This is a genomic window from Bradyrhizobium sp. CCBAU 51745 (genome assembly GCF_028128715.1).
Classification (GTDB): domain Bacteria; phylum Pseudomonadota; class Alphaproteobacteria; order Rhizobiales; family Xanthobacteraceae; genus Bradyrhizobium; species Bradyrhizobium manausense.
The window spans coordinates 24,417-48,591 of record NZ_LBJP01000074.1 but is presented as its reverse complement, the minus strand read 5'-3'; the positions used below and the strand labels follow the sequence as shown (position 1 = coordinate 48,591).

The window sequence follows — 24,175 nt, the reverse complement described above, 5'->3', positions numbered from 1 at the left end:
GCTAGTATCCCGCCCGCGTCTTGCCGTAGCCATCAGGCGCCGTAGCGTTGGCGTCGAGCAGCCAGCGCGCGCGCGGCTGCGCTTCCATCGTGTCGGTGATGCCGAGGGCAAGGCGCTCGGCGCCGGCCCAGGCGATCATCGCGCCATTGTCGGTGCAGAGCGCCGGCGGCGGCATGATCAGCTGCGTCCCCGCTTGCCGTGCGACATCATCAAGCGCGCCGCGGATCGCCTGATTGGCGGCGACACCGCCGGCGGCGACCAGGGCGCGCGGCGCGCCAAACCGCTCGCGGAACAGTTTCAGGCCAACGCTTAAGCGGTCGGCCGTTGAGTCCAGCACTGCAGCCTGGAAACTGGCGCAGAGATCGCTGATGTCCTGCGGCGTGATTTCAGTGAGCCGGCTCGCTTCGGTACGCACCGCCGTCTTCAATCCCGACAGCGAGAAATTGGCATCGGGACGATGCTGCATCGGCCTTGGAAACGCAAAGCGCGAGGCATCGCCATTCGCGGCCGCGCGCTCGACCTCGGGGCCGCCGGGATAGGGCAGGCCCAGCATCTTTGCGACCTTGTCAAAAGCCTCGCCGATGGCGTCATCCACAGTGGTGCCGAGCCGCACATATTGACCGACGCCGGTGACCGCGACGATCTGGGTGTGGCCGCCGGAGGCGAGGAACAGGCAATATGGAAATTCGATGCCGTCGGTGAGACGAGGCGTCAGCGCGTGCGCCTCGAGATGATTGACCGCGACCAGCGGCGTGTCATGCACCATCGCGATTGCCTTCGCGGTGGTGAGCCCGACGATGACGCCGCCGATCAGGCCCGGCCCTGCAGCGGCCGCGACACCGTCGAGCTGGGCGAAGCCGATGCCTGCATCGCTCATGGCGCGATCGATGATGCCGTCGAGCAAGTCGACATGGGCGCGCGCAGCGATCTCCGGCACGACCCCGCCGAAGCGGGCATGCTCCTCGACTTGCGATCGCACGACATTGGACAGAATCCTGCCGCTGCCGTCGGGCGCGCGCTCGATCACGGCCGCCGCGGTCTCATCGCAGGTGGTCTCGATGCCCAGTACCAGCATTGGCGAATTGTTATCCAATTTGCGCCCTTGCGCTCATCCGTAAAGCAGAGTTCTGCTAACGCGGTAGCATTCCGGGGTTGGCTTAGGCAATCGTCACGCGCCGCCATCCCGCGCGAATGCTCCACCGCCACGTGTTTCGGGAACAGCGCGATGTCCATTCTTGTCACACGGCCGCATCCCGACAACGCGGCAACGGCGGAAAATCTGCGCGCGCGGGGACATGTGGTGCTGCTCGCGCCGGTGCTCAAGTTCGAGCCGGTCGCTTTCCATGACGAGAGCGAGGCCGGTTACGGCGCCATCATCGTCACATCGGCCAATGCGATCCGCGCCGTCGCGCCGCAATTGCAAGATCCTGGCCTGAAGAACCTTGGCCTCGTGGGGTTGCCGCTGTTCGCGGTCGGCGAGCACACGGCTTCCGTGGCGCGCGAATTCGGCTTTACGGACGTGATCGTCGCCGGTGGCGATGCCGCATCCTTGCGCGACAGGGTGATGCAGGCTGTGCGTGACAAGCGCGTTAGCAAGAACAGCACGCTGCTCTATCTTGCGGGGGCGGATCTGTCGCGGGATCTCGGCGGCGAGCTCGGCGCCGAGGGGTTTAGCGTGATCACGCAGACGACCTATCGCATGGCCCCGGTCAAGATTCTGCCGCGCGAAGTCTGCAAAGGCTTCGCCGCCCATGGCATCGAGGCGGTGCTGCATTACTCCAGGCGCAGCGCGCGGGCCTTCCTGGACGCGGCCCGGGACGAGGGTGTCGAAATCTCGGCACTGGCAGTCCCGCAATGCTGCCTGTCCGAGACGGTCGCAAGCGTGCTGCGCGATGCCGGTGCATCGCAGGTCCTGGTCGCCGCGACCCCGGACGAAAATGCCCTGTTCGACGCCTTGGAGCGTGCTTTGCGGACCCGTTTGGCGTAAGAGGACGGGCCGAATCCGACGCAATCGGGCTCGTCTCTGGTAATGCAAGTGTGAGGAACCGTCACGATGGCCGACGACAAGCCTGAAGACGCAGGCAAGCCTGAAGACGCCGGAATGCCCCCCGAGTCCGGCCGTGCCAAGCGCACCCCACCGACCATCGACCTCGAGGCGACCGAAGTCACCACCCAGCCCCAGGACGTGGTGGTCGAGCCGGAGGCCGGGCCGTCGGCCGAGCAGGCCAATGCCGGGCAGGCCAGTGCCGAGGACGCCGAGGTCGAAACCGCCAAGGCCGAAACCGCCAAGGCGGAGCCGGAGCGCGATGAGGCTCAGGCCGCCGCTGCGCCTACAGCCATTTCACCCTGGGTCATCGCGCCATTTTCAGGCGCCGTTGCAGCTGCGGTTGTGATTGCGGTCGGCTGGATGCTGGGCTGGCCCACGGTGCAGGCGCCGCCGGCCGCGCCACAGGTGACGAGTGCAGCCGTCGATGCGCTGAGCGGGCGTGTCGCCGCAGTCGAAGCCAAAGCGGGCAAGCCCGCCGCCGATCCGGCTGTTGTCGCGCGGCTCGATGCGCTGGAGAAATCCGTCGGCACCTTGCGCGGCGATATCGCCAATCTGCGCGCGCAGTCCGACAAGACGGCGAGCGCATTGAACGATGCCAGATCCACGCCGCCCGACACCGTGGCTTCGTCCAGCCTCGCCGCCCTCGACGCGCGTATCTCCCAGCTCGAGCGCGCCAGCACGACCGCCCGCGCCGAGCTCGCGCAGCAGGGCGAAAAGATCGCCGACGCGAAAGCGATGGATGACAGGCCGTTGCGCCATGTGGTTGCCGCCACGCTGCTCGACGTCGCCGTTCGCCATAACGATCCCTATGAGGCACAGCTCGCCGCCGCCCGTTCGTTTGCAGCGAAGCCCGAGGTCTTGAAACCGCTCGATGCGTTCGCCGCATCAGGCATTCCGACGCCGGTTGCCCTGACCCGCGAGCTCCTCAACATCGTGCCGAAGCTGTCGCCGCCGCCGGAAGCGCCGAGCAGCAATGCCGGCATCGTCGAGCGTCTTCAGGCCGGGGCGTCGAAGCTCGTCCGCATCGAGCGCACCGACGGGGCCGGCAACGACCGCGGCGCCGTCGTCGCGCGGGTCACGGCGGCGGCGCTGCGCAATGATTTCGCCGAGGCGCGCCGCGAACTGAAGGCGCTGCCCGAAGCTGATCGCGCGCCGGCGCTGGCCTGGCTCGACAAGGCCGATGCCCGCGACGCCGCGCTCGCGGCCTCCCGCAAATTTGCCGACGACGCTCTGGCTGGTCTCACCAAGCCTGCTCAATAAGACTCGCGCAACACTCCGCGCGTATGGGGATCACCATGCTTCGCATCGTCCTCTTCCTCGTTCTGATTGCGCTTGCAGGCGCCGGCGCGGCCTGGGTCGCCGATCAGCCCGGCAATGTGGTGCTGACCTGGGGCGGCTGGCGCGCTTCGCCGAGCATCCCGGTGTTCGTGCTCTGCCTCGGTATCTTCGCGGTCCTGGTGGTGTTCCTGTGGAGCATCCTGACCGTCATCTGGAGAATGCCGGGACGGGTGCGCCGCCGGCGGCGCGAGAAGCGTCATGCGCGGGGGCGCCACGCCATCACCCACGGTCTGCTCGCGATCGGTCATGGCGATACCGCGCTCGCCCGCCGTCATGCTGACGCGGCGCGGCGGCACACGCCGGATGATCCGCTCGCGCTGCTCTTGCACGCGCAATCGGCCCAGCTCGACGGCAATCGCGACGAGGCCCAGCGCGCCTTCCGCGCCATGGCCGAGCGTGAGGACACCCGGCTACTCGGCCTGCGCGGCCTGTTCATCGAGGCGCAGCGCGCCGACGATGCGGTCGGTGCTGTGATGATCGCGGAGGAAGCGCTCAAGCTGTCGCCATCCTCGACCTGGGCCTCGCATGCCGTGCTCGGCTACCGCTGCGCGCGCGGCGACTGGGGCGGCGCGCTCGCGATCCTCGATTCGAACCTGTCCGCCGGGCTGATCGACAAGCAAGCCTACCGCCGCCAGCGCGGCGTGCTGCTCACGGCGCGCGCGCTGGAACTGGAGACCATGGACCGCGACGTCGCGCGAGAGAGCGTGATGGAAGCGGTCAAGCTCGCGCCGACGCTGGTGCCGGCCGCGGTGCTTGCCGCGAAGTTCGAGAGTGAGGCGCATCAGGTGCGCCGCGCCATGAAGCTGGTCGAGGCCGCCTGGCTCGCCAATCCGCATCCCGATCTCGCCGATGCCTACGCGCATGTGAAGCTCGGCGATTCCGCGCGGCAGCGCCTGCAGCGGGTCGAGACGCTCGCGGCCAAGACGCCCGCCGACAAGCCCGGCCATGTCGAAGGACAGCTCGCGATCGCGCGCGCCGCGATCGATGCCTCCGAATTCGCCCGTGCGCGCGAGGTGCTGTCGCCTTATGTCAACAATCCGACCCAGCGCGTGGCGCTGCTGATGGCCGAGCTCGAGCGCGCCGAGCACGGCGACAGCGGCCGTGCCCGCGCCTGGACCTTGCGCGCGGTCCGCGCCCGCCACGACCCGGCCTGGACCGCGGACGGCTATGTCAGCGACCGCTGGCGTCCGGTCTCGCCGGTCACCGGCCGCCTCGACGCCTTCCAGTGGCAGACGCCGGTGGCGAGCCTGCCCTCGGATAAGGGGACGACGATCGAATCCTCGGCCTTCGAGGAAGCCATGCTTGCCGCCCCGCCGCCGAAGCGCGTGACGGCAGCCAATGAGGCGCCTGCGGAACCGGTGGTGATCGCGCCGGCGCCAGCTCCAGCCCCCGCCCCGGCCGCGCAGGACAACGCGCCGCCGGTGGCCAAAGAAACCGCCAAGGAAGAGCCCGCGGAGATGCCTCCCGAGCCGGTCAAGCCGGCCCCTGAAGCCGCCGAATCATCGCCGGTGGCTGCAACCCCGGTGTTCCGCACCCGCGCCGATCTCGGCAAGCCGGCACAGGCGCCGATCGAGACCGTGATCCCGATCGTCCGTGCGCCTGATGATCCCGGCATCGATGACGATGGTCCGAGCGATGAATTTACGGAACAAATCGGCACGCCGAAGGCCCAGGCCGGCGGCTGGCGCGGATTCTGGTCCCGCTGGGGCGCGTGAACCGCATTTCACACCTCCCTTGTCCTTGCCAATTCGGGCCATGCCCGATATCAGGGGCGCGCGTATCGGGGCCGGCTTCGCCGGGCTCCGGCAGGGTTCGCCGCAATAGCTCAGTCGGTAGAGCACGTCATTCGTAATGACGGGGTCGGGGGTTCGAATCCCTCTTGCGGCACCAGCCTTCGCAGGCTGCGCCTGCTTCGGCTCGGCAAGCCGCAGCCTGCGCTTGCGTGATTTTTCTCACATAAGCTCACGCGTCTCCTCCTTAGTGTCGCCTCACGCAAACACGGGGAGATTTGACATGCGCAAGATCATTCTGGTTGCCGCCATGGTTCTGGCCTCTGCGTCTGCCCAGGCCGGCGGCTCACGCAGCCTCTCGCTGGCCGCGGCCAACGACCAGGCTCCGGCACCACAGGCCACAGTGGCGCCGACCGCCGCCACCACGCAGGTGAGCGAAGCCGCTCCAGCGGCTGCGGCTCCTGTTTATGTCGATCGTCCTCCGGCGGTTTCGACCACCGCGCCAGCCACGACCCCATCAGCGACCGCGCCAACATCAACACCTGCTGCCACCCAGCCGGCGCCGAAGACGACGGCAAAGGCGGACAAGCCCAGGCATCACAGGACCTGGACCGAAGGCCGGATCATCAGCGAACTGCATCGCCACGGCATCTACTGGTGAGGCCGCTCTTCTTCCAAAACAAAATGGCCGGGCTGAGCCCGGCCATCGCATTCTTGTCGAACCTCAAAACGCCTAGCGCTGCGAGACCGTCTGCACCACGCTCGAGATTGGACGCCCGTTCGTCGCACTCGACGCCGGCACCTTCAACTCTCTAAGCACCGCTTCATCATACTCAGGCAGCGAGTCGAATGTCGTCTTCGCCTTGATCTGCACGACCTTGTAGCCGCCGGCCTTGAGGCGCGCGAGCAGCGTCGGCAGTGCTTCGCCGGTACGCTTCTGGAAGTCGTGCATCAGGATGATGCCCTTGCCGAGCTTGTCGAGCTTGGTCATCACGTTGCTGATGATCTTGTCCGGCGTGCTCTCCTTGCGGAAGTCGAAGGAATCGAGATCGGTCGAGAAGATCCCGACATTGCGGCTGCCGAGATAGCTCACCAGCGCGGCATTCTGCGACAGTTGCGGGAAGCGGAAGAACGGCGACGGATTGGTGCCGAGCGCCCACTTCACGGCACTGAAGCCCTTCTCGATCTCGTCCTTGGCCTGCTGCTCCGTCATCTTCTTGCCGTTCAGGTTGAAATGCGACCAGGTGTGCGCACCGACCGTATGGCCCTGCGCGAGCACCTGGCGCAGGATTTCCGGATGGTAGGTCGCATGCTTGCCGACCGAGAAGAACAGGCCCTTGGTGCACTCATCCGCGAGCGCCTTGAGCACCGCCGGGGTGTTGACCGGCCACGGACCGTCGTCGAAGGTCAGCACGACCTCCTTGTCGGTGAGGAAATCAAACTGCTTGTACTGCTCGAAGCCGAAGCCCGGACCGCCGGTCGTGTCGATCTCGACCACGCGCGAGACGCCAAGGGCATTCGGATTGCTGCAGTTCGCCTGCTGAACCGGTGCCACTGCGGGGGCGGGTGCGGGGCTGGCTGCCGCAGCGGGAGCGGCCGGCTTGCCCGCGATCGCCGCGGTGGTCTCGACGTCATCCTTGGCGGCGAGCTTGGCCTGCGCCGGCAGAGCATCGGCGGCACGGGCAGCTGTTGTCTTGGGGGCGCCCTGGTCGGCGCGGGCGGAATAAAAATACCAACCTCCGGCGATCACGATCGCCGCAACCACACTGGCCAGCATCAGGCCCAACGCATTACGCATCGCTACTCTTTCCAATTACGCAACCAAACCAGCGGAATTTCCCGCGTCGCGAGCCATTAATGCGAAGGAACAGTTAACGTGACACCAACGCGGCAGCGGTTCTGGAGGAATTTCAGGTGGGTGCGCCAAAGTGACCGAAGTCACAGAGGCGCGCTCGCCCGTGACCGTCATCACAGTGGAAACTGTTTTGCTGGAGCATCGTAGTTCCCATCAACAACGGGCCCCGCTGCGGCGGTGCCAATGGGAGCTGCAAATGACCAAGTCGTTCACTGCCAAAATCCGCGACACCAGCCTCGCTTTGGGCTTTGCCGCCATCGTCTCGATCGTCTCGACGACCTCGAGCTTCGCCTTCACCGCCGAGGCGCAGCAGATGTGCACCGGCGACGCCTTTCGCCTGTGCTCGTCGGAGATCCCCAACATTCCGAAGATCACCGCGTGCATGATCAAGCATCGCTCGGACTTAAGCGCCGGCTGCCGCGCGGTGATGGACAAGGACCTCGCCAAGGGCGCGTCACGCAAGGTTGCTGACGCTCAGGACGGCCAGTAAGGGCCCGAGCCGTTCGGTCGCTTCGAGCTCCCCTCGCGATCCGCTTCGGCTCAACGCCGGAGCCATCCCGCCGGGCCAGCCTGTCTGGCAACAAAGCCGTTGCGGGTGCGGCATCACCGCTCTAGCTTCGCCCGCACAGCTTTCCGGGTACGAGGCATTATGCGATGAGCCGCCTTTTTTTCATTGTCCCTTTGATCCTGTGCGCCTCAGGCGCCCTCGCGCAGCAGCAGCCCGGCCATGATGCCTGCGCGCGCGACGTCACACGTCATTGCCGCGCCGTGATGAGCAACGGCGATAGCGCCGTGCTCGCCTGCCTGAAGGAGCATCGCGCGCGCCTCAGCAAGGCCTGCGACAAGGTGCTGACCGAACACGGGCAGTAAACAAACTCCTCGTCATTCCGGGGCGCGCCGCAAGGCGCGAACCCGGAATCCATTTCTCCCCGCTTATGCTGTTCGATGGATTCCGGGTTCGCGCTTCGCGCGCCCCGGAATGACGGGGTGAGCACCTAGGTGCTGCTCCCCGCCGCGACAACGGGCAACACCTCAGCGCTCGCGCGATCCGGCGTCTCTTCCTTCCAGCGTACCGAGCCGAACGGCCGCTCCAGCATGCGGCGGATCCGCACCGGATCGGGGCCGATGTGGAAATCGATCGCCTGCTGATGCAGCGCACGTTCGGACTGGGTCGAACGGTTGCGCTGGCGTAGGTAATCGAACCAGGTGGGGCAGTGATAGCGCTCGGTCCACAATTCGGGATCGGCAATGTCGCGCGCGATCGACCAGCCATAGGCGCCGTTGCGCTGCCGGGAGAGCTGCACGTCCTGCATCACATTGTGGAAGGCGCGCGCATTCTCCTGGGCGACGCGATATTCGATCTCGACCACCAGCGGTCCGCTGCGCCCCGTCAGCGACAGCTTGACTTCAGGATCGGCCAGCACCTCGGCATCCTCGTTGCGGGCGCCGACGCGCGGCATTGCAAGCCAGATCCCCAGCAGCGGTGAGATCAGCATCAGGCCGGCGGCCGTGAGCAGCGCGACCTCGACGCCGGCGTAGTCGGTGAGATGGCCCCAGCCCCAGGCGCCGATCGCAATCCCGCCGGAAATCGAGGCCTGGAACGCGGCGAGCGATCGACCGGCGACCCAGCGCGGCGCGGAGAGCTGCACGCCGATGTTGAACAGCGCCACCGCCGCCATCCAGACCGCACCGGCCAGCACCAGCGCGGCCGCGGTCAGCACCGGCTCGGTGCTCAGGGCGATCGCGGCCATCGCAAACGCCATTGAGATGGTGCAGGCGCGGATCGCAGCTTCGCCGCTCATGCGCTTGCGCAGCTCGTGGATGTTCAGTGCGCCGACCACCGCGCCCATGCCGAACGCACCCAGCATGATGCCGTAGGTCTGCGCACCGCCATGCAGCAAGTCGCGGGCGACCAGCGGCATCAACGCCATGATCGCGCCGCCGATCAGGCCCATCACCAGCGTGCGCAACAGCACGATCTTGATCGGCGGCGAGTTGGTGATGTAGCGGAAGCCCGAGACCATGGCGCGGTTGAGCTTCTCCCGCGGCAGGCGCGAGGGCTCGACCACGCGCCGCCAGAGCAGCAGCACCACCAGCAACGGCAGATAGAGGATCGCGTTGCAGGCGAATGCCGCGACCGCGCCGGCGGCGGCAACGATGACGCCGCCGACCGCGGGGCCGAAGCTGCGAGCGATGTTGTAGCTGATGCCGTTCAGCGCCACCGCCGACGGCAGTGCGTCCGGCGGCACCTGCTCGCTGACCGAGGACTGCCAGGCCGGACCGAACAGCGCATTGCCGCTGCCGACCACGAAGCAGAAGGCGAGCAGCGATTCCGGGGCGATGAGCTTGAGCCCGGCCAGGATCGTGAGGGCCGACGCGCCGGTCAGGGCGATCATGAGGGCCACCAGCGTCACGATGCGGCGGTCGTACATGTCGGCGATGGCGCCGGCCGGCATCGAGATCAGCATGATCGGCAGCATCAGGGCGGTCTGCACCAGCGCCACCTTGTCGGCGGAGGCCGCCATCTGCGTCATTGCCCAGGCCGCACCCACGCCCTGGATCAGCAGGCCGAGATTGGAGAGCAGGCTGGCCAGCCAGATGCGCCGGAACACGGTGTACCGCAGCGGCGCGGTGATGCCGTCGGCGGAACGTCTCTGACGGTTCGTCTGCTCGGTCATATACCCTTCCAAGTCGTCTGGCAGAAATGGCTTGAATAATTCCGGCAGGCCCAGTGATGCCCGCGAAAGTCGTTCGCTGTCCAGTGGTTAGGCCGCTATAAGCAGTGCAAAGACTTAGGTTTTATCGGGGAGGATTGAATGAAGCTGTCACGACGGACAATCCTGCAAGGCGCAGCCAGCCTGCCTTTCGCGGTTGCGAGCTTGCAGATGGAGGCGCTGGCGCAGACATCGTCGACGGCCGGCAGTTCCGAGGTGCCGCCGATCCTGTTTGTCCATGGCAATGGCGATTACGACGCCCTCTGGATCACGACGCTGTGGCGGATGGAATCCAACGGCATCGCGCGCGACCGTATGATGGCCATCAATTTCACCAATCCCAGGGCGCGTGACGACGATGCGGTCGAGCAGCCCAACCGGTCCTCGACCGAGGAGCAGCGCCGCGAGCTTGCCGCGGCCATCGCTGAACTGAAACGTCGTACCGGCGCGGCGCGCGTGGCGCTGGTCGGCAATTCGCGCGGTGGCAACTCGATCCGCAACGTCATCAAGAACGGCGGCGCCGGCGATGTCAGCCACGCGGTGCTGTGCGGCACGCCCAATCATGGCGTGTTTGCGCTCGACGCTTTGCTCGGCAGCGAGTTCAACGGACGCGGGACCTTCCTGCGCGGTCTGAACGAAGGCGAGAGCGAGGTGACGCCTGATGTCGCCTTCCTTACCCTGCGCAGCGACGGCATGGACAAATATGCGCAGCCCGACGGCCGCTTCATGGGCAAGCCGGGCGTGCCGACCAATGTCACCGCCGAAGGGCCGGAGCTGAAGGGCGCGACCAATCTCGTGCTCGGCGCGATCGATCATCGCGAGACGGCGTATCATCCCCGGGCGTTCCGCGAGATCTACAAATTCATCGCCGGTCGCGAGCCCGCGCGCATCGCGATCACGCCGGAGCGGACGGTCCATATCGGTGGACTGGTCACGGGCGCCGCGGATGGCGCGCCGACCAATCGCCCCGTGGCCGGCGCAACCGTCGAGATCTACCATGTCGACCGCGAGAGCGGGGAGCGCAAAGGCGAATTGGTTTACCGCTTGACCACGGGCGCCGATGGACGCTGGGGGCCGGCCGAGGTCGATCCCGCCTCGCCGCTCGAGATCGTCCTGACCTCGCCGGACGCCCCGATCACGCACTTCTACCGCTCGCCCTTCCCGCGTTCCTCCAATGTCGTGCACCTGCGCGCCGCGCGGCCCTTCCTTCCGCAAGAAAAGGATGCCGGCGCGGTCGTGATCATGTCGCGCCCGCGCGGTTATTTCGGGCTGCCGCGCGATACCGTTCTGCTCGATGGCCGCGAGCCCGCGGACGTCACGCCGGGCGTGCCTACGGATGCGACAGCAACCCTGCGCCTTCCGGCCAGCGAGGTCGGGCGTAACATCGTGGCCCAGTTCAACGAAGAACGAATTGTGGCGCGCGCCTGGCCGGCCTCCGAGAACAGGATTGCGGTTGCGGAGCTGACTTACTAGCTATTTGCTTGCGTCAGGTCTGCGGGAGAGAGCCATGAACATCGCCAGCATGCGCCGGCCTATCATCCCGCCGACGCCGCCGCGTGCGCCCGACAACATGTCGTTCTTCGGCCGTATCGCGGTGATCAAGCGGAACATGATCGCGACCTGGGGGCAGCGCGCCTATGAGGAAGAGGTCATCCAGGGCCGCTTCTTCCTGCACAAGAGCTTCATCCTGAACCAGCCGGATGCGATCCGGCACGTCCTGCTCAGCAACTACCAGAATTACACGCGGACCCCGGCGGGCATCCGCATGCTGCGTCCGGTGCTCGGCGAGGGTCTCCTGCTCGCCGAGGGCCACGCCTGGACATTTCAACGGCGCACCCTGTCGCCGGCGTTCACGCCGCGCGCTACCGCCAATCTCGTCCCGCACATGACGGCGGTGCTCGACGAGACCATTGCCAAGCTCGAGACCCGAACCAACGAGCCGGTCGATCTGCGCGAGATCATGCAGCGCATGACGCTCGAGATTGCCGGACGCACGATGTTCTCGTTCGGGATGGACCAGCACGGTCCGACCCTGCGCAACTTCGTCATGGAATATGGCGAGCGGCTCGGGCGGGCCCATTTCCTCGACATGGCGCTACCGGTGTCGTGGCCGACGCCGATGGATCGGGCCCGCGCCCGCTTCCGCAAACGCTGGACCCAATTTGTCGCGATGCTGATCGCGGAACGGCGTGCGGTGGGAAAGAAGCACGGCGCGCCTCCGCGCGATCTGTTCGATCTCATGGACGAGGCGCGCGACCCCGAGACGGGCAAGGGCTTTTCCGACGAGCAGCTCGTTGACGAGGTCGCGACCATGATCCTGGCGGGCCATGAGACCACCGCGACCGCACTGTTCTGGGCGCTCTATCTGCTGGCGCTCGACCCCGACACGCAGGAAGAGGTCGCTACCGAGACGCGCGGCGAGCATCTCGACAGCATGGTCGATATCGACCGGCAGAAATTCACCCGCGCGGTGATCGATGAGACCATGCGGCTCTATCCGCCGGCCTTCCTTGTTGCGCGCGCCGCGCGCGGCAAGGACATCGTGGCCGGAGCCGAGGTCAACAAGGGCGACATCATCATGATCGCCCCCTGGCTGCTGCACCGGCACGAGAAGCTATGGGATCAGCCGAACGCTTTCATCCCGAAACGCTTCATGTCGAAGGAGCCGCCCGATCGCTTCGCCTATCTGCCGTTCGGTGCCGGCCCGCGCGTCTGCATCGGTGCGCCGTTCGCGCAAGCCGAATCCGTGCTGGCACTGGCACGACTGATCGGCGCGTTCCGCGTCGAGCTGGTGGACGCAGCGCCGGTCATTCCGTTTGGCGTCGTCACGACCCAGCCGGACCACTCACCCATGTTCCGCATCACGCGGCGGTGATAGACCGTCGTCTGGCCGCCGGCGTGATCCACCCCAGATAGAGTTGCACCATGACCGACATCCAGGCCCAGATTTCCGTTCTGAAGCAGACCGCGGATCCTGCCGTCGTCGAGGCCATCGCGCAGCTGATCGCCAATGGTCAAGACCGCGACCTCAACCGCATCAACGCATTGGATTTTGCCGATCGGACCGGGCTCGATCAGGAGAAGGTCATTTCCGGATTCCTGCATGCCTCGCGTCTCGGCCTGTTCGACATCGGCTGGAACGTGCTGTGTCCCGGTTGCGGAGGGGTTCTGGGCGCGCACACGACGTTGAAATCACTGAAGCACGATGATTACAATTGTGCGCTCTGCGCGGCCGGATACGAGGCGTCGGTCGACGAGATGGTCGAGGTGGCTTTCACCGTCAGCCCGCAGGTCCGCCGCATCGCCGCTCACGATCCGGATACGCTGCCGATCTGGGAATATGTGCGGCAGATGTTTTGGAGCTCGGGCGTCGACATCAACGAAGAATCCTTTTCGCGCCTGATCAACGAAGTGACGCTGGAAGCGTTGGAATTGCCTGCAGGCGAAAAGGCGATCCTCTCGCTGAATCTGCCGAGTCAGTTCATCATCGTGTTCGAGCCGGTCACCCATTCCGCGCATTTCCTGGACGTCCAGGGCGAGCCGACCAGCGAACGCCAGCAGCTTTCGATCATGTTCAACAAGCTGGAGGCGCCGACGGGGACTACCGTGATGCGTCCCGGGCCGCTGCGCCTCACGCTCGAGAATCAATCGGGCGGTCGCGTTCTGCCCTCGGTCTGGATTGCCGCCGACGCGATGCACGAGATGATCGGCAAGCGCAAGCCGATCCTGACCGCCAAGAGGATGCTGTCGAACCAGACGTTCCGCGACGTCTTCAAGGCCGACAATCTCAATGTCGATCAGCGATTGAAGATCACCTCGCTGACTTTCCTGTTCACCGACCTGAAGGGCTCGACGGCGCTGTACGAGCGCGTCGGCGACCTCAGCGCCTTCGATCTCGTGCGCGCGCATTTCCGAGCGCTGCTGGAGATCATCGCCGCCGAGAAGGGCGCCGTCGTGAAGACGATCGGCGATGCCGTCATGGCGACCTTCGTCAGGCCCGAGCACGCGATCACGGCGGGGCTGCGCATGCGCGCGGCGATGGATGATCTGAACAAGCAGCGCGGCGCCAACGATCTCATTCTCAAGATCGGCATCCATGAAGGCCCGTGCCTTGCGGTGATGCTCAACGAGCGGCAGGACTATTTCGGCCAGACCGTCAACATCGCCGCGCGCGTGCAAAGCCTGTCGACCGCGCAGGAGATACACATCACCGGTCCGGTGCTCGACGCGCCGGCGGTGGCCGAGATCCTGCAGCGGCGCGAGATCAAGCCGATCCAGAAGCAGGCGGCCCTGCGCGGCATCGCCGACAAGATGGTGGTGTACGAGATACCGTGAGGGACGGGGGTGATCGCCATATTCTCCGTCGTCATGCCCGGCTTGACCCGGGCATCCACGTCTTTCGTTGCGGACATACGTGGATGGCCGGGACAAGCCCGGCCATGACGAGAGAACAGATTGCCGAAACGTAATGCAGCGCGCGGAACTGACGCACGTTGCGCCGGTTGAGTTTCCCGCTCATATAAGGCTTGTAGCGGCCGCGCTTGCTGCGGCGTCATCGATTTTCGGTAGGACCTTATGCTCGACGGCTTGCGCCAATTCATCGCCGACATTGTTGCTCCCCATGGTCAGGACCGCGCCTTTGGCGACAGCGACTACCGCCTGGCGGCAACCGCGCTGCTGGTCCACGTGGTTTCCCTGGACGGCCAGCCGACGCCGGCCGAGCAGCGCAAGCTGCACAGTCTGATCGAAAGCCATTTCAAGCTGGACCGCGGCACCGCCGACCGGCTGATCGCGGATGCGACAGAGGTGGAGGGCGAGGCGGTCGATCTCTATCACTTCACCAGCGTCATCATGCGCTCGCTCGATGAAGAGGGGCGCAAGCGCATCGTCCAGATGATGTGGGAGCTGGTCTATGCCGACGGCCAGGTCACCGAGTTCGAGGACAACGTCGTCTGGCGCGCCTCGGACCTGCTCGGGGTTTCCCAGCGCGACCGGATCGATCTCAAGCACGCCGTCGCCGGGCGTGCCGGCGGGCAGGTCACGGACGCCCTCGGGGGCTGAGCAGTCGCCCATGCGGCACGGATGGCCGGTTGTCCCGACCACATGACGAAACTTTAATGTAACGTCGCGCCGCCCCGAATTCGGGATCCCCCTGAAATCCCGTGGGTTTTTCCTCCTTCCGCGTTGCTCTCGGGTTGCCATGCTGCCCTCCCCGCTTGCCTGTCGCGCGTGGCCTATGCTCCAGTTCCCGCTGTTTCGGGGCCCAAAAAATTACATCAAGAGACTGCGATCGTGACTGAGCGGGTAACGTTGATCACCGGTGCGTCGGCGGGCATCGGCGCGGAGCTGGCGCGCGTGTTTGCCGCGAATGGACATCGTCTCGCGCTGACGGCGCGGCGCGCGGACCGGCTCGAAGCGCTCGCGAACGAGCTCGCTGCGACATGCGGCAAGAGGCCGATCGTGATCGCCTGCGATCTCCAGCAAGCCGACGCCGGCGAGCGGATCGCCGCTGCGCTCGCCGCCGAAGAGGTCGAGCTCGACAATCTCGTCAACAATGCCGGTTTCGGCGTGTTCGGTGATGCGATCGAGCGCGACCGCGACGAGCAGGTCGGCATCGTCGATGTCAACGTCCGGGCGCTGACCGATCTGTCGCTGCGCTTTGCCGATCAGCTCGTCAGGAACAAGGGCGGCCTTCTCAATGTCGGCTCGGTCGCGGGCTTCCTGCCCGGTCCCGGCATGGCCGTGTATTACGCCTCGAAGGCCTATGTGATTTCGCTGACCGAGGCGTTGCGGGCGGAGCTCGCACCGCGCGGCGTGCGCGTCACCGTGCTGTGTCCGGGACCGGTGCAAACCGAATTCCAGGGGCGTGCCGGGGTCGGGTCCGGGCATGATACGGCGATTCTCAACGTTCCGGCCGCCGACGTTGCGCGGCAGGCCTATCGTGGCTTGATGGCAAACAAACGGGCAGTGCTGCCGGGTCTCGGCATCAAGATTGTGCCGTTCGCGCTGCGCTTCTTCCCGCGCGGCTTCATCCTGTCCGCCACCAGCCGGTTTCAACGGCAGCGGAGCTGAAGCAAGCCCGAAGCACCCGTAGTGGCCCGGAGCTTGCTTCTACATCAATCAGGAGTGCATCAAGCAGGAGTGTGGGCTGCGTGTGTGCGCAAACTCACACGATGTTAACCTTCGCTTAGCTATGCTGGCGGCTTGAACCGATAGCACTCGCAAAAGGCCATGTCGTTTCGGATGGACAGGTTTGGTGGCGCAGAAGTGGTGTCCTTCCGACGGAGGGCGCCGAGCGCGGCCGCCGCCGATCCGCGCCTGCCGGTTCTGATCGTTCTCCATCAGGAATCCTCCACACCTGGCCGCGTCGGCAATGCGCTGCGCGCGCTCGGCCATCGCCTCGACATCCGCCGTCCGCGATTCGGCGATCCCCTCCCCGATACGCTCGATCAGCATGCCGGAGCGGTGGTGTTCGGCGGGCCGATGAGCGCGAATGATTCGGATGATTACATCCGCCGCGAGATCGACTGGATCGAGATTCCGCTCCGCGAACAGCGGCCGTTCCTCGGCATCTGCCTGGGCGCGCAGATGCTGGCGATGCAGCTTGGCGCGCGCGTCGCGCCGCATGCACAGGCGCTGACCCAGATCGGCTATTACCCGATCCGCCCGACCGCGGCAGGTCGCGCGCTCTGTCCGGACTGGCCGGCGCAGGTCTATCATTGGCACCGCGAAGGCTTCGAGCTGCCTGATGGCACCGAGCTGCTTGCGGAGGGTGATGACTTTCCCAACCAAGCATTCCGTGCCGGCAACGCCTTCGGCGTGCAGTTTCATCCTGACGTGACCTACGCCATGATGCATTGCTGGACCACGCGTGGCTATGACGGTCTCGGCGCGCCCGGCGCCCGCGAGCGGCATCATCATTTCGCGGACCGCGCGGTCTACGATGCCGCGGAACGCGCCTGGCTCGATCATTTCATCGATGGCTGGCTGGCGCGCCGGCCGGTGCTGGCGCAAGCCGCCGAGTGATCGCGCCTTCACGCAAGCCCTCGCCTCGTTCCTGACTATGCTAGGCTCTCGCCGCCGTTGAGCGCGCGCGCGAACGCGCGCCGGCCGACAAAGGGAGAGCGCCATGGCCTATGAGCACATTCTCTATGAGGTGAGCGATCGAATCGCGACCATCACGCTCAATCGCCCTGATCGCATGAATGCGTGGACGCCGACCATGGAGCGCGACGTGCGCCATGCGATGGAAACATCAAGTGCCGATGACAATGTCCGTGTCATCGTGCTGACCGGCGCGGGCCGCGCCTTCTGCGCCGGCGCCGACATGGATGCGCTGAAAGGGCTCGACCCCAACGATGTCAGGCGCGCTTCGAGCCTGCCGCCGTTCGACATGAACCGCCGACCGGATTGGCAGACGCGCTACGGCTTCTATCCATCGATCGGCAAGCCTGTCATCGCGATGCTCAACGGCGCGACCGCCGGAATCGGCCTCGTCCATGCGCTCTATTGCGACCTGCGCTTTGCCGCGGACAATACGGTGTTCACGACGGCCTTTGCGCGGCGCGGCCTGATTGCCGAGCACGGCATCAGCTGGATGCTGCCGCGCATCGTCGGCCACGCCAATGCGATGGATCTCTTGCTCTCGGCGCGCCGCGTCTCGAGCGACGAGGCGCTGCGAATCGGTTTGGTCAACCGGCTCTGCGCGCCCGACAGGCTGCGCGAGGAAACCTACGCCTATGCCCGCGATCTCGCCGATTTCGTCTCGCCGAGCGCGATGGCCGTGATCAAGCGGCAGCTCTACGAGGTGCCGTTCCAGACGCTGGCCGAGGCCACGATCGAGGCCAACAGGGAGATGATGGTGGCGCTGAACGGCAGCGATTTCCGGGAGGGCGTGGCGAGCTTCATGGAGAAGCGGACGCCAAGGTTTACGGGGAAATAGGGGGGTGCTTCGGGGAAAAGTCCGCCGTCGCCCTTCGGGCTATGGCGGGACAGCCCTCGCTCATTCGCTACGAGAGAGCACGGCTGGCTTGCCTAGCCGTAGCTCGCGAAGCGAGCGAAGGCTGGTGGAGCCAGGCGGGATCGAACCGCCGACCTCGTCATTGCGAACGACGCGCTCTCCCAGCTGAGCTATGGCCCCTTTGCTGGCCGCTCTGGTGAACGCGGCCGACAACCGGGCGCCATTTAAGTCCCCGCCAAGGTCAAGTCAAGGACAGGTGTAATGGGGGTTTTAGCCATCCGGATGCCGACTTCCCTTGTTTGGGTCGGGGGGAACCGATATCTAGCCAAGATCACCCCGCGGCAGGCCCAGAGAGTGTTTCGCTGATGCGTCCGATAGTCTTCATTCTGATCCAGATCATCAATCTCTACATCTATCTGCTGATCGCATCGGCAATCCTGTCCTGGTTGATCGCGTTCAACGTCGTGAATACTCGCAACCAGTTCGTTGGCGCGATCGCGGAATTTCTCTATCGGATTACCGAACCGGTCCTGGGGCCTATCAGGCGCCGGCTGCCCAGCATGGGCGGGCTCGACGTCTCTCCGATCGTCGCCTTCTTCATCCTCTGGTTGATCCAGCTCTATCTCGCTGAATACGTTTATCCGAACGTACCCTAGGCGGTGGAACCGTGATGGAGCCCTGAGCGCCTTGACGGAACCCTGGCGCATCTCCACCACGGGCGTCAGCATCGCGCTGCGGGTGACGCCGCGCGGCGGACGTGACGGCGTCGACGGGATCGAGCAGCTTAGCGACGGCCGCAGCGTGCTGAAGGTGCGCGTGCGGGCCGTCGCCGATGGCGGCGAGGCCAATCGCGCCGTTCTGGCGTTGCTGGCGAAATCGCTTCGTGTGCCCAAGGCCAGCGTCAGCCTCGTGTCGGGAGCGACGGCGCGGCTGAAGCAAGTCGCCATCGAGGGGGACCCGGCAAGGCTTGTCCAAGCGTTGCGCGAGCTCGCGCCAGTCAAATCGACAGACGAGGGGAACTGACATGACTGCCAAGATCATCGATGGAAAGATCATCGCCGCGGACCTTCGCGCCCGCGTCGCCGACGAGGTCGCCCGCGTCAGGCGCGAGCACAATCTGGTGCCTGGCCTTGCCGTGGTCCTGGTCGGCAACGATGCCGCCAGCGAAGTCTATGTCCGCTCCAAGCATACGCAGACTCAAGCCGCGGGCATGGCCTCATTCGAGCACAAGCTGCCGGCAGACGTTTCGCAGGCGGAACTGCTGACCGTCGTCGCAAAGCTCAATCGCGATCCCGCCGTGCATGGCATCCTCGTGCAATTGCCGCTGCCCAAGGGCCTCGACACCGAGGCCGTGATCAATGCCATCGATCCCGCCAAGGATGTCGACGGCCTGCATCCGAACAATGCGGGTCGGCTCGCCGGCGGATTCCAGGCCCTGTCGCCCTGCACGCCGCTCGGCTGCATCATCCTGACCAAGAGCGTGCACGCCTCGCTCGAAGGCCTGAACGCCGTCGTGATCGGCCGCTCCAATCTGGTCGGCCGCCCGCTGGTGCAATTGCTGCTGAACGAGAACGCCACGGTGACGATCGCGCATTCGCGCTCGCGCGATCTGCCCGGCATCGTGAAGCGGGCCGACCTCGTCTATGCCGCGGTCGGCCGGCCGGAGATGGTGCGCGGCGATTGGCTGAAGCCGGGCGCGACCGTGATCGACATCGGTATCAACCGCATTCCGAAAGACGACGGCAAAACCCGTCTCGTCGGCGATGTCGCCTATCAGGAAGCGCTTGGCGTTGCCGGCGCGGTGACGCCGGTGCCGGGCGGCGTCGGCCAGATGACCGTCGCCTGCCTGCTCGTGAATACGCTGCGCGCGGCCTGCGCGATCGCAGGCCTGCCGAAGCCGGCGGTGTGACGATCAGCCCTTCTTCTTCTTCTCGCGCTCGATGCCTTCGAGGATCAGCTTCGCGGCTTCCTCGGGACCGCCCCAGCGCAGGATCTTCACCCACTTGCCCTTCTCGAGATCCTTGTAGTGCTCGAAGAAGTGCTGGATCTGCTGCAGCGTGATGTCGGGCAGGTCGGAATACGACTTCACCTTGTCGTAGCGCTGCGTCAGCTTCGACGACGGCACCGCCAGAATCTTCTCATCGCCGCCGGCCTCGTCTTCCATGAACAGCACGCCGACCGGGCGTACGCTCATGACGGCGCCGGGAATGATGGCGCGGGTGTTGATGATCAAGACGTCGCAGGGGTCGCCGTCGTCGGACAGGGTGTGCGGGATGAAGCCGTAGTTACCGGGGTAACGCATCGGCGTGTACAGGAAGCGGTCGACCACGAGCGTGCCGGCTTCCTTGTCCATCTCGTATTTGATCGGTTCGCCGCCCACCGGGACTTCGATGACGACGTTGACGTCGTGGGGTACGTTTTTTCCGATCGAGATAGCATCGATACGCATAAGGCAGGCTCCGTTGTCGCCGAGGTTAAATCGCGCCCGGCAGCGATTTTGGCGCTGTCATACGCGGGCTTGGCCCCTCGATCCATCGTGTTTTTGCGAAATAATGAATCCCGCGATCACCTGCGCAAACGCTGGCGGTATCGGCGGGTGGAGCGGCTGCCGGCCAAGATCCCAGCAGTTCAATTGGCCCAAACCTTGACTGGTCCGGATCTTAATTGGTCCAGGCGAAGGCAACCTTGTCGAGCGACTTCGGCCCGAACCGCTCCGAGGAGCGTGCCACCATGCGGCCGCCCAGGGCCCGGTAGAACTCGGTCGCCGGATCATTGTCCGACAGCGCCCACACCACCATGCTCTTCAGATTGCTCTGCATGAGATCGCGCCGGGCGGCGGCGAACAGACGGCGGCCGAAGCCGAGGCCCTGAAACTCCGGACGCAGGTACAGCTCATAGATCTCGCCGTCGAAATGCAGGCTGCGGGCGCGGTTACGGCCGTAATTCGCATAGCCCGCGATCTTGTCGCCGAACACCAGCACGCTGACGCGGCTGCCCTTGCGGATTGCGCTGTCCCACCATTGCGGACCGCGGCGGTTGATCAGCTTCTCGAGCTCGGCACCGGGAATGATGCCCTGATAGGCGGAACGCCAGGCTTCGTCATGGGTGGACGCCACCGCAGTCGCATCTGCAGCTTTGGCCGGCCGAACCTCGATCAGGGTTGTGCTCATGAACGCGATCAAATCAAGTCGCCGCGCCGGCGGCAAGACCTATCGTTAATTATCGGTTAACCTGTGGACTTTCTGCATCAGTATTTGAGCCATGTTGTGCCGAAAAAAGACAAGACGCCACTTCGATCGGCACCGGCGTGCCATCAGTCGGTGCAAAACTGCTTTGCGGCAACGAATGAACGGCAACGGCAGCGCAGAAAGTCCGCCCCAAATGATTCGTTCCTACTAGTGTGGCCATCGCCGTTCGTGCTCCCTTCCGGCAACCCATGCGACTGTTCAACATCCTTGCGCGCCTGCCTCTGCTGGTTCTGCTGACTGCGTCGCCTGTGTGCGCGCAGGTCACGTTCGGGGCATCGGGCCCGGAGGGCGAGCCGCTTCGCCGACAAGAATGGCGCGTGCCGTCACCGGATACCGATTTTGCCGCGCGCGCGCTGCTGTTTCGCCCCGTGGGCGCCGGCCCGTTCCGGCTTGCCGTGATCGCACATGCGTCAACGCAGAACGTGCTTCGTCGTGCGCAAACGCCGCAGCCGGAATATCGCGCCCTGGCAGCGTTTCTCGTCGCGCGCGGCTTTGCCGTGCTGGTGCCGGAGCGCCTCGGGCATGGCGGGACCGGTGGCCGCTATGTCGAAGATCAAGGCGGCTGCGACGAAGCGGATTACGCGCGCGCCGGCCGCGCCACCGCGGCGGAAATTTCGCTCGCGCTGGACTATCTGCAAAAGCAGGATTTTATTCGTAAGGATGCCGCGGTCGTGATCGGGCATTCCGCCGGCGGCTGGGGCGCGCTGGCGCTTGCGCATGCCGATCCGAAAGCGATTGCCGCGATCATCGCCTTTGCACCCGGGCGCGGCGGTCATGCCAATGACGAACCCAACAAGATCTGTGCGCCGCATACGCTGCTCGCTGCGGCGGCTGAATTCGGCAAGACGGCGCGCATTCCCGTGATATCGCTGGTTGCAGCCAATGACAGCTATTTTGCGCCGGCATTTTCGAAAACACTGGCGGATGCGTTTCGCAGTGGCGGCGGCAAGGATGATGTTCGCACGCTGCCATCAGTGGGCAGCGAAGGCCATTGGATGATCGAGACCGAGGCCGGCGTCAAAGCTGCAAGCGGCGAGCTCGATCGCGTGCTAAGGCCGGTGGCGAAGAAGCCATGATGCTGTATTTCCTGGTCAAATATCTGCACGTGATCGGCGCCATCATCATCCTCGGCACCGGAACCGGCATCGCCTTCTTCATGCTGATGGCCCATCGCACCGACAATGCCGAGTTCATTGCACGCACGGCATCGGTGGTGGTGATTGCGGATGCGATCTTCACGCTATCGGCGGTGATCGTGCAGCCGGTTACCGGCGGCCTGCTGATGATGCTCTCGTCCACGTCGATCATGGAGCGTTGGATCCTCGCCTCGCTCGTGCTCTATGCCATTGCAGGCCTGTTCTGGATTCCTGTCGTCTTCATGCAGATCGAGATGCGCGATCTCGCGCGCAAGGCCGCCGAGCAGAAAGCCGCGCTGCCGGAGCGTTACTTCGTCCTGTTTCGCCGCTGGTTCGCGTTCGGCTTTCCCGGCTTCGGCGCGACGATGGCGATCCTCTGGCTGATGATCGCAAAGCCGTACTGAGGAATCCGATGAACCAGCGAACCATTTTGGTGCTCGGCGCCTCCGGCCTGATCGGCCGCTTCGTCACCGACGATCTGCGCACGCGAGGTTTTCGCGTGGTCGGTCTCGCGCGCAAGCTGTCGCCGGCGCAGACGATGAGCGCGCTCGATATCGAGCTGCCGATCCTGTCGCTCGATGCGCCCGCGCTGATACGCCTGCTGAGCGAGCACGAGGTAGACGTCGTCGTGAACTGCCTCGGCGTGCTTCAGGACGGCCCCGGCAGCGACACCAATGCCGTGCATCGCGATTTTGTCGGGCGTCTGCTTCAAGCCATTGCCGGCAGCGGTCGTGTGATCCGGCTGGTGCACATCTCGATTCCCGGCAACGCGGATGCTGATCGCACCGCTTTCGCCATGACCAAGCGCGAGGCCGAGCGGCTGATCGCAGCATCCGGCATTCCCCATGCCATTCTGCGGCCCGGCTTCGTGGTCGCGCCGTCAGCCTATGGCGGCAGCGCCATGCTGCGCGCGCTCGCCGCGTTTCCGCTGGATCTTCCGGCCAAGGAGATGGCGACGCCCTTTCAGCCCGTTGCGGTCGAGGATATCTCCGCGACCATCGCCTGGCTCGCCGCGCGTGAGATCGATGATGCCTCCGTGAAGGCCGTGAGCTGGGATCTCATGCAATCCGAGCCTGTTACGATGGCCGGCGTGGTCAAGCAGTTCCGCCGCGCATTCGGCACGGCCGGCTGGCCTGACATCGCGATGCCGTCCTTCATGCTCGATCTCGGCGCGAGACTGGGCGATCTCGCCAGCGCGCTCGGCTGGATGCCGCCGCTGCGCTCCACCGCGATCGCCGAGCTTCGCCGTGGCGTGCGGGGCGATCCCTCGGCATGGATCACCGCCACCGGCATCGCGCCGAAGACGTTGGCGGATGCGATCGGGCGCCATCCCGCCGCCATCCAGGACGTCTGGTTCGCGCGGCTGTTCCTGACCAAGGCGCTGATCATTGCGAGCCTGGTCGGGTTCTGGCTCGTCTCCGGCTTCATCGCCCTGTTCGTCTCCTACCGCGCCGCGGCCGGCATCCTGACCGCGCACAACTTCCCGCCCGCGCTGGTCGATCCCGTCACGACAGGCACCAGCCTGATGGACATGAGCATCGGCGCGCTGATCGCCTTCCGCCGCACCGCTGCGATCGGCCTGGTTGCAGGCATCGTCGCCTCGCTCGGCTACATGTTCGGCGCCGCGATCCTGACGCCTGATCTCTGGATCGAGCCGCTCGGCGCGCTGGTGAAGACCGGGCCGGCGATCGTGCTGATGCTGGTCGCGCTGCTCATGCTGGATAATCGCTAATGTCAAAATGGCCCGATGACGACGTGATCCTGTATGACGGCGTCTGCATCTTCTGCTCGCGCTGGGTGCGCTTCGTCGCGCAGCGCGACACAGCGAAACGATTTCGCTTCACGCCGATCCAATCGGTGTATGGCGCCAGGCTCGCCCGCACCTTCGGCATCGATCCTGAAGATCCCGATACGAACGCCGTCGTTCACGGCGGCAAAGCGTTCTTGAAGTCCGACGCCGCGCTGACTGTGCTGTCGCATCTGCCAGGCTGGAGCTGGGTGCGCGCACTCTTCGCCGTCCCAAAGCCGTTACGCGACCCCATCTACAGCCTCATCGCGCGCAATCGCTATCGCATCTTCGGCAAGTATGATGCGTGCTTCGTGCCGGATGGCGATTTGCGGGAACGGGTGATTGGAGACTAGTTCGT

At 65.4% G+C, this 24,175-nt stretch carries 25 protein-coding genes and 2 tRNA genes; 21 read left to right on the top strand and 6 right to left on the bottom strand.

Annotated elements, in window-relative coordinates; all coding sequences use genetic code 11:
• Position 1 precedes the first annotated feature (1 nt).
• Positions 2-1,075 (bottom strand): tRNA (adenosine(37)-N6)-threonylcarbamoyltransferase complex transferase subunit TsaD, encoded by a 1,074-nt coding sequence (tsaD, locus tag XH98_RS18825; protein ID WP_271619530.1) that lies wholly within the window; start codon positions 1,073-1,075, stop codon positions 2-4.
• 150 nt (positions 1,076-1,225) lie between these two features.
• Between tsaD and XH98_RS18820 the strand changes: the two genes are divergently transcribed.
• From XH98_RS18820 to XH98_RS18800, 5 genes are all read left to right on the top strand, one after another.
• Positions 1,226-1,987 (top strand): uroporphyrinogen-III synthase, encoded by a 762-nt coding sequence (locus XH98_RS18820; protein WP_271619529.1) that lies wholly within the window; start codon positions 1,226-1,228, stop codon positions 1,985-1,987.
• Positions 1,988-2,053: 66 nt separating this feature from the next.
• Positions 2,054-3,307: a COG4223 family protein gene (locus XH98_RS18815; protein WP_271619528.1), complete on the top strand. Its 1,254-nt coding sequence runs from the start codon at positions 2,054-2,056 to the stop codon at positions 3,305-3,307.
• Positions 3,308-3,342: 35 nt separating this feature from the next.
• Entirely contained in the window at positions 3,343-5,100 is a 1,758-nt protein-coding gene (locus XH98_RS18810; RefSeq protein WP_271619527.1) for a heme biosynthesis protein HemY, read from the top strand.
• 99 nt (positions 5,101-5,199) lie between these two features.
• Positions 5,200-5,275, top strand: a tRNA-Thr gene (locus tag XH98_RS18805).
• Positions 5,276-5,398: 123 nt separating this feature from the next.
• On the top strand, positions 5,399-5,776 hold the full coding sequence (locus tag XH98_RS18800) for a hypothetical protein (RefSeq protein ID WP_271619526.1): 378 nt from the start codon (positions 5,399-5,401) through the stop codon (positions 5,774-5,776).
• A 72-nt stretch (positions 5,777-5,848) separates the two neighbouring features.
• Here XH98_RS18800 and XH98_RS18795 read toward each other — a convergent pair whose 3' ends face one another.
• On the bottom strand, positions 5,849-6,913 hold the full coding sequence (locus XH98_RS18795) for a polysaccharide deacetylase family protein (RefSeq protein ID WP_271619525.1): 1,065 nt from the start codon (positions 6,911-6,913) through the stop codon (positions 5,849-5,851).
• Between the two features lie 253 nt (positions 6,914-7,166).
• Between XH98_RS18795 and XH98_RS18790 the strand changes: the two genes are divergently transcribed.
• Positions 7,167-7,460: a hypothetical protein gene (locus tag XH98_RS18790; RefSeq protein WP_220006886.1), complete on the top strand. Its 294-nt coding sequence runs from the start codon at positions 7,167-7,169 to the stop codon at positions 7,458-7,460.
• A gap of 164 nt (positions 7,461-7,624) precedes the next feature.
• Positions 7,625-7,840, top strand: a complete 216-nt coding sequence (locus tag XH98_RS18785) for a hypothetical protein (RefSeq protein ID WP_057740614.1) — start codon at positions 7,625-7,627, stop codon at positions 7,838-7,840.
• Positions 7,841-7,965: 125 nt separating this feature from the next.
• Here XH98_RS18785 and XH98_RS18780 read toward each other — a convergent pair whose 3' ends face one another.
• Positions 7,966-9,648: an MFS transporter gene (locus XH98_RS18780; protein WP_271619524.1), complete on the bottom strand. Its 1,683-nt coding sequence runs from the start codon at positions 9,646-9,648 to the stop codon at positions 7,966-7,968.
• Between the two features lie 138 nt (positions 9,649-9,786).
• Between XH98_RS18780 and XH98_RS18775 the strand changes: the two genes are divergently transcribed.
• From XH98_RS18775 to XH98_RS18745, 7 genes are all read left to right on the top strand, one after another.
• Positions 9,787-11,157 carry a hydrolase gene (locus tag XH98_RS18775; RefSeq protein WP_271599546.1) on the top strand — a complete coding sequence of 457 codons (1,371 nt, stop codon included), beginning with the start codon at positions 9,787-9,789 and terminating at the stop codon, positions 11,155-11,157.
• Positions 11,158-11,191: 34 nt separating this feature from the next.
• On the top strand, positions 11,192-12,559 hold the full coding sequence (locus XH98_RS18770) for a cytochrome P450 (RefSeq protein ID WP_271619523.1): 1,368 nt from the start codon (positions 11,192-11,194) through the stop codon (positions 12,557-12,559).
• Positions 12,560-12,609: 50 nt separating this feature from the next.
• The gene (locus XH98_RS18765; protein WP_271619522.1) at positions 12,610-14,019 is read left to right on the top strand and encodes an adenylate/guanylate cyclase domain-containing protein; all 1,410 of its coding nucleotides are present in this window, start codon (positions 12,610-12,612) and stop codon (positions 14,017-14,019) included.
• Between the two features lie 240 nt (positions 14,020-14,259).
• Positions 14,260-14,745: a tellurite resistance TerB family protein gene (locus XH98_RS18760; protein ID WP_271619521.1), complete on the top strand. Its 486-nt coding sequence runs from the start codon at positions 14,260-14,262 to the stop codon at positions 14,743-14,745.
• A gap of 231 nt (positions 14,746-14,976) precedes the next feature.
• A complete protein-coding gene (locus tag XH98_RS18755) occupies positions 14,977-15,756 on the top strand; it encodes an SDR family NAD(P)-dependent oxidoreductase (RefSeq protein WP_057740600.1) in 780 nt (259 codons plus the stop codon).
• Between the two features lie 159 nt (positions 15,757-15,915).
• On the top strand, positions 15,916-16,710 hold the full coding sequence (locus tag XH98_RS18750) for a glutamine amidotransferase (protein ID WP_271619520.1): 795 nt from the start codon (positions 15,916-15,918) through the stop codon (positions 16,708-16,710).
• Between the two features lie 103 nt (positions 16,711-16,813).
• The gene (locus XH98_RS18745) at positions 16,814-17,626 is read left to right on the top strand and encodes an enoyl-CoA hydratase (protein WP_271619519.1); all 813 of its coding nucleotides are present in this window, start codon (positions 16,814-16,816) and stop codon (positions 17,624-17,626) included.
• Between the two features lie 122 nt (positions 17,627-17,748).
• Here XH98_RS18745 and XH98_RS18740 read toward each other — a convergent pair.
• Positions 17,749-17,824, bottom strand: a tRNA-Ala gene (locus XH98_RS18740).
• A 185-nt stretch (positions 17,825-18,009) separates the two neighbouring features.
• On the opposite strand from XH98_RS18740, the gene XH98_RS18735 reads away from it, so the two are divergent.
• Genes XH98_RS18735 through folD form a run of 3 tightly spaced genes read left to right on the top strand, consistent with a single transcriptional unit; the run spans position 18,010 to position 19,553 of the window.
• On the top strand, positions 18,010-18,300 hold the full coding sequence (locus XH98_RS18735) for a YggT family protein (protein ID WP_271599540.1): 291 nt from the start codon (positions 18,010-18,012) through the stop codon (positions 18,298-18,300).
• A 22-nt stretch (positions 18,301-18,322) separates the two neighbouring features.
• On the top strand, positions 18,323-18,667 hold the full coding sequence (locus XH98_RS18730; protein ID WP_271619558.1) for a DUF167 domain-containing protein: 345 nt from the start codon (positions 18,323-18,325) through the stop codon (positions 18,665-18,667).
• 1 nt (position 18,668) lies between these two features.
• Positions 18,669-19,553 (top strand): bifunctional methylenetetrahydrofolate dehydrogenase/methenyltetrahydrofolate cyclohydrolase FolD, encoded by an 885-nt coding sequence (gene folD, locus XH98_RS18725; RefSeq protein WP_271599539.1) that lies wholly within the window; start codon positions 18,669-18,671, stop codon positions 19,551-19,553.
• A gap of 3 nt (positions 19,554-19,556) precedes the next feature.
• On the opposite strand, the gene ppa is transcribed toward folD, so the two are convergent.
• Both ppa and XH98_RS18715 read right to left on the bottom strand, forming a co-directional pair.
• Positions 19,557-20,093, bottom strand: a complete 537-nt coding sequence (ppa, locus tag XH98_RS18720) for an inorganic diphosphatase (RefSeq protein WP_220003554.1) — start codon at positions 20,091-20,093, stop codon at positions 19,557-19,559.
• 211 nt (positions 20,094-20,304) lie between these two features.
• Positions 20,305-20,814 (bottom strand): GNAT family N-acetyltransferase, encoded by a 510-nt coding sequence (locus XH98_RS18715; protein ID WP_027555342.1) that lies wholly within the window; start codon positions 20,812-20,814, stop codon positions 20,305-20,307.
• A gap of 266 nt (positions 20,815-21,080) precedes the next feature.
• On the opposite strand from XH98_RS18715, the gene XH98_RS18710 reads away from it, so the two are divergent.
• The 4 genes from XH98_RS18710 to XH98_RS18695 are packed head-to-tail and all read left to right on the top strand — an operon-like array spanning position 21,081 to position 24,170.
• Positions 21,081-21,968: a dienelactone hydrolase family protein gene (locus XH98_RS18710; protein WP_271619518.1), complete on the top strand. Its 888-nt coding sequence runs from the start codon at positions 21,081-21,083 to the stop codon at positions 21,966-21,968.
• Complete coding sequence (locus XH98_RS18705; RefSeq protein WP_271619517.1) at positions 21,965-22,432, top strand: DUF2269 family protein; 468 nt, start codon at positions 21,965-21,967, stop codon at positions 22,430-22,432. Before XH98_RS18710 ends, XH98_RS18705 begins: the two co-directional genes overlap by 4 nt.
• Before the next feature lie 8 nt (positions 22,433-22,440).
• Positions 22,441-23,760 carry an SDR family oxidoreductase gene (locus XH98_RS18700; RefSeq protein WP_271619516.1) on the top strand — a complete coding sequence of 440 codons (1,320 nt, stop codon included), beginning with the start codon at positions 22,441-22,443 and terminating at the stop codon, positions 23,758-23,760.
• Positions 23,760-24,170 carry a thiol-disulfide oxidoreductase DCC family protein gene (locus XH98_RS18695; RefSeq protein WP_271619515.1) on the top strand — a complete coding sequence of 137 codons (411 nt, stop codon included), beginning with the start codon at positions 23,760-23,762 and terminating at the stop codon, positions 24,168-24,170. Before XH98_RS18700 ends, XH98_RS18695 begins: the two co-directional genes overlap by 1 nt.
• Positions 24,171-24,175 lie beyond the last annotated feature (5 nt).

Coding starts and splice junctions, on each gene's coding strand:
- tsaD (WP_271619530.1), bottom strand. CDS start 1,075: ATGCTGGTACTGGGCATCGAGACCACCTGCGATGAGACCGCGGCGGCC.
- XH98_RS18820 (WP_271619529.1), top strand. CDS start 1,226: ATGTCCATTCTTGTCACACGGCCGCATCCCGACAACGCGGCAACGGCG.
- XH98_RS18815 (WP_271619528.1), top strand. CDS start 2,054: ATGGCCGACGACAAGCCTGAAGACGCAGGCAAGCCTGAAGACGCCGGA.
- XH98_RS18810 (WP_271619527.1), top strand. CDS start 3,343: ATGCTTCGCATCGTCCTCTTCCTCGTTCTGATTGCGCTTGCAGGCGCC.
- XH98_RS18800 (WP_271619526.1), top strand. CDS start 5,399: ATGCGCAAGATCATTCTGGTTGCCGCCATGGTTCTGGCCTCTGCGTCT.
- XH98_RS18795 (WP_271619525.1), bottom strand. CDS start 6,913: ATGCGTAATGCGTTGGGCCTGATGCTGGCCAGTGTGGTTGCGGCGATC.
- XH98_RS18790 (WP_220006886.1), top strand. CDS start 7,167: ATGACCAAGTCGTTCACTGCCAAAATCCGCGACACCAGCCTCGCTTTG.
- XH98_RS18785 (WP_057740614.1), top strand. CDS start 7,625: ATGAGCCGCCTTTTTTTCATTGTCCCTTTGATCCTGTGCGCCTCAGGC.
- XH98_RS18780 (WP_271619524.1), bottom strand. CDS start 9,648: ATGACCGAGCAGACGAACCGTCAGAGACGTTCCGCCGACGGCATCACC.
- XH98_RS18775 (WP_271599546.1), top strand. CDS start 9,787: ATGAAGCTGTCACGACGGACAATCCTGCAAGGCGCAGCCAGCCTGCCT.
- XH98_RS18770 (WP_271619523.1), top strand. CDS start 11,192: ATGAACATCGCCAGCATGCGCCGGCCTATCATCCCGCCGACGCCGCCG.
- XH98_RS18765 (WP_271619522.1), top strand. CDS start 12,610: ATGACCGACATCCAGGCCCAGATTTCCGTTCTGAAGCAGACCGCGGAT.
- XH98_RS18760 (WP_271619521.1), top strand. CDS start 14,260: ATGCTCGACGGCTTGCGCCAATTCATCGCCGACATTGTTGCTCCCCAT.
- XH98_RS18750 (WP_271619520.1), top strand. CDS start 15,916: ATGTCGTTTCGGATGGACAGGTTTGGTGGCGCAGAAGTGGTGTCCTTC.
- XH98_RS18745 (WP_271619519.1), top strand. CDS start 16,814: ATGGCCTATGAGCACATTCTCTATGAGGTGAGCGATCGAATCGCGACC.
- XH98_RS18735 (WP_271599540.1), top strand. CDS start 18,010: ATGCGTCCGATAGTCTTCATTCTGATCCAGATCATCAATCTCTACATC.
- folD (WP_271599539.1), top strand. CDS start 18,669: ATGACTGCCAAGATCATCGATGGAAAGATCATCGCCGCGGACCTTCGC.
- ppa (WP_220003554.1), bottom strand. CDS start 20,093: ATGCGTATCGATGCTATCTCGATCGGAAAAAACGTACCCCACGACGTC.
- XH98_RS18715 (WP_027555342.1), bottom strand. CDS start 20,814: ATGAGCACAACCCTGATCGAGGTTCGGCCGGCCAAAGCTGCAGATGCG.
- XH98_RS18710 (WP_271619518.1), top strand. CDS start 21,081: ATGCGACTGTTCAACATCCTTGCGCGCCTGCCTCTGCTGGTTCTGCTG.
- XH98_RS18705 (WP_271619517.1), top strand. CDS start 21,965: ATGATGCTGTATTTCCTGGTCAAATATCTGCACGTGATCGGCGCCATC.
- XH98_RS18700 (WP_271619516.1), top strand. CDS start 22,441: ATGAACCAGCGAACCATTTTGGTGCTCGGCGCCTCCGGCCTGATCGGC.
- XH98_RS18695 (WP_271619515.1), top strand. CDS start 23,760: ATGTCAAAATGGCCCGATGACGACGTGATCCTGTATGACGGCGTCTGC.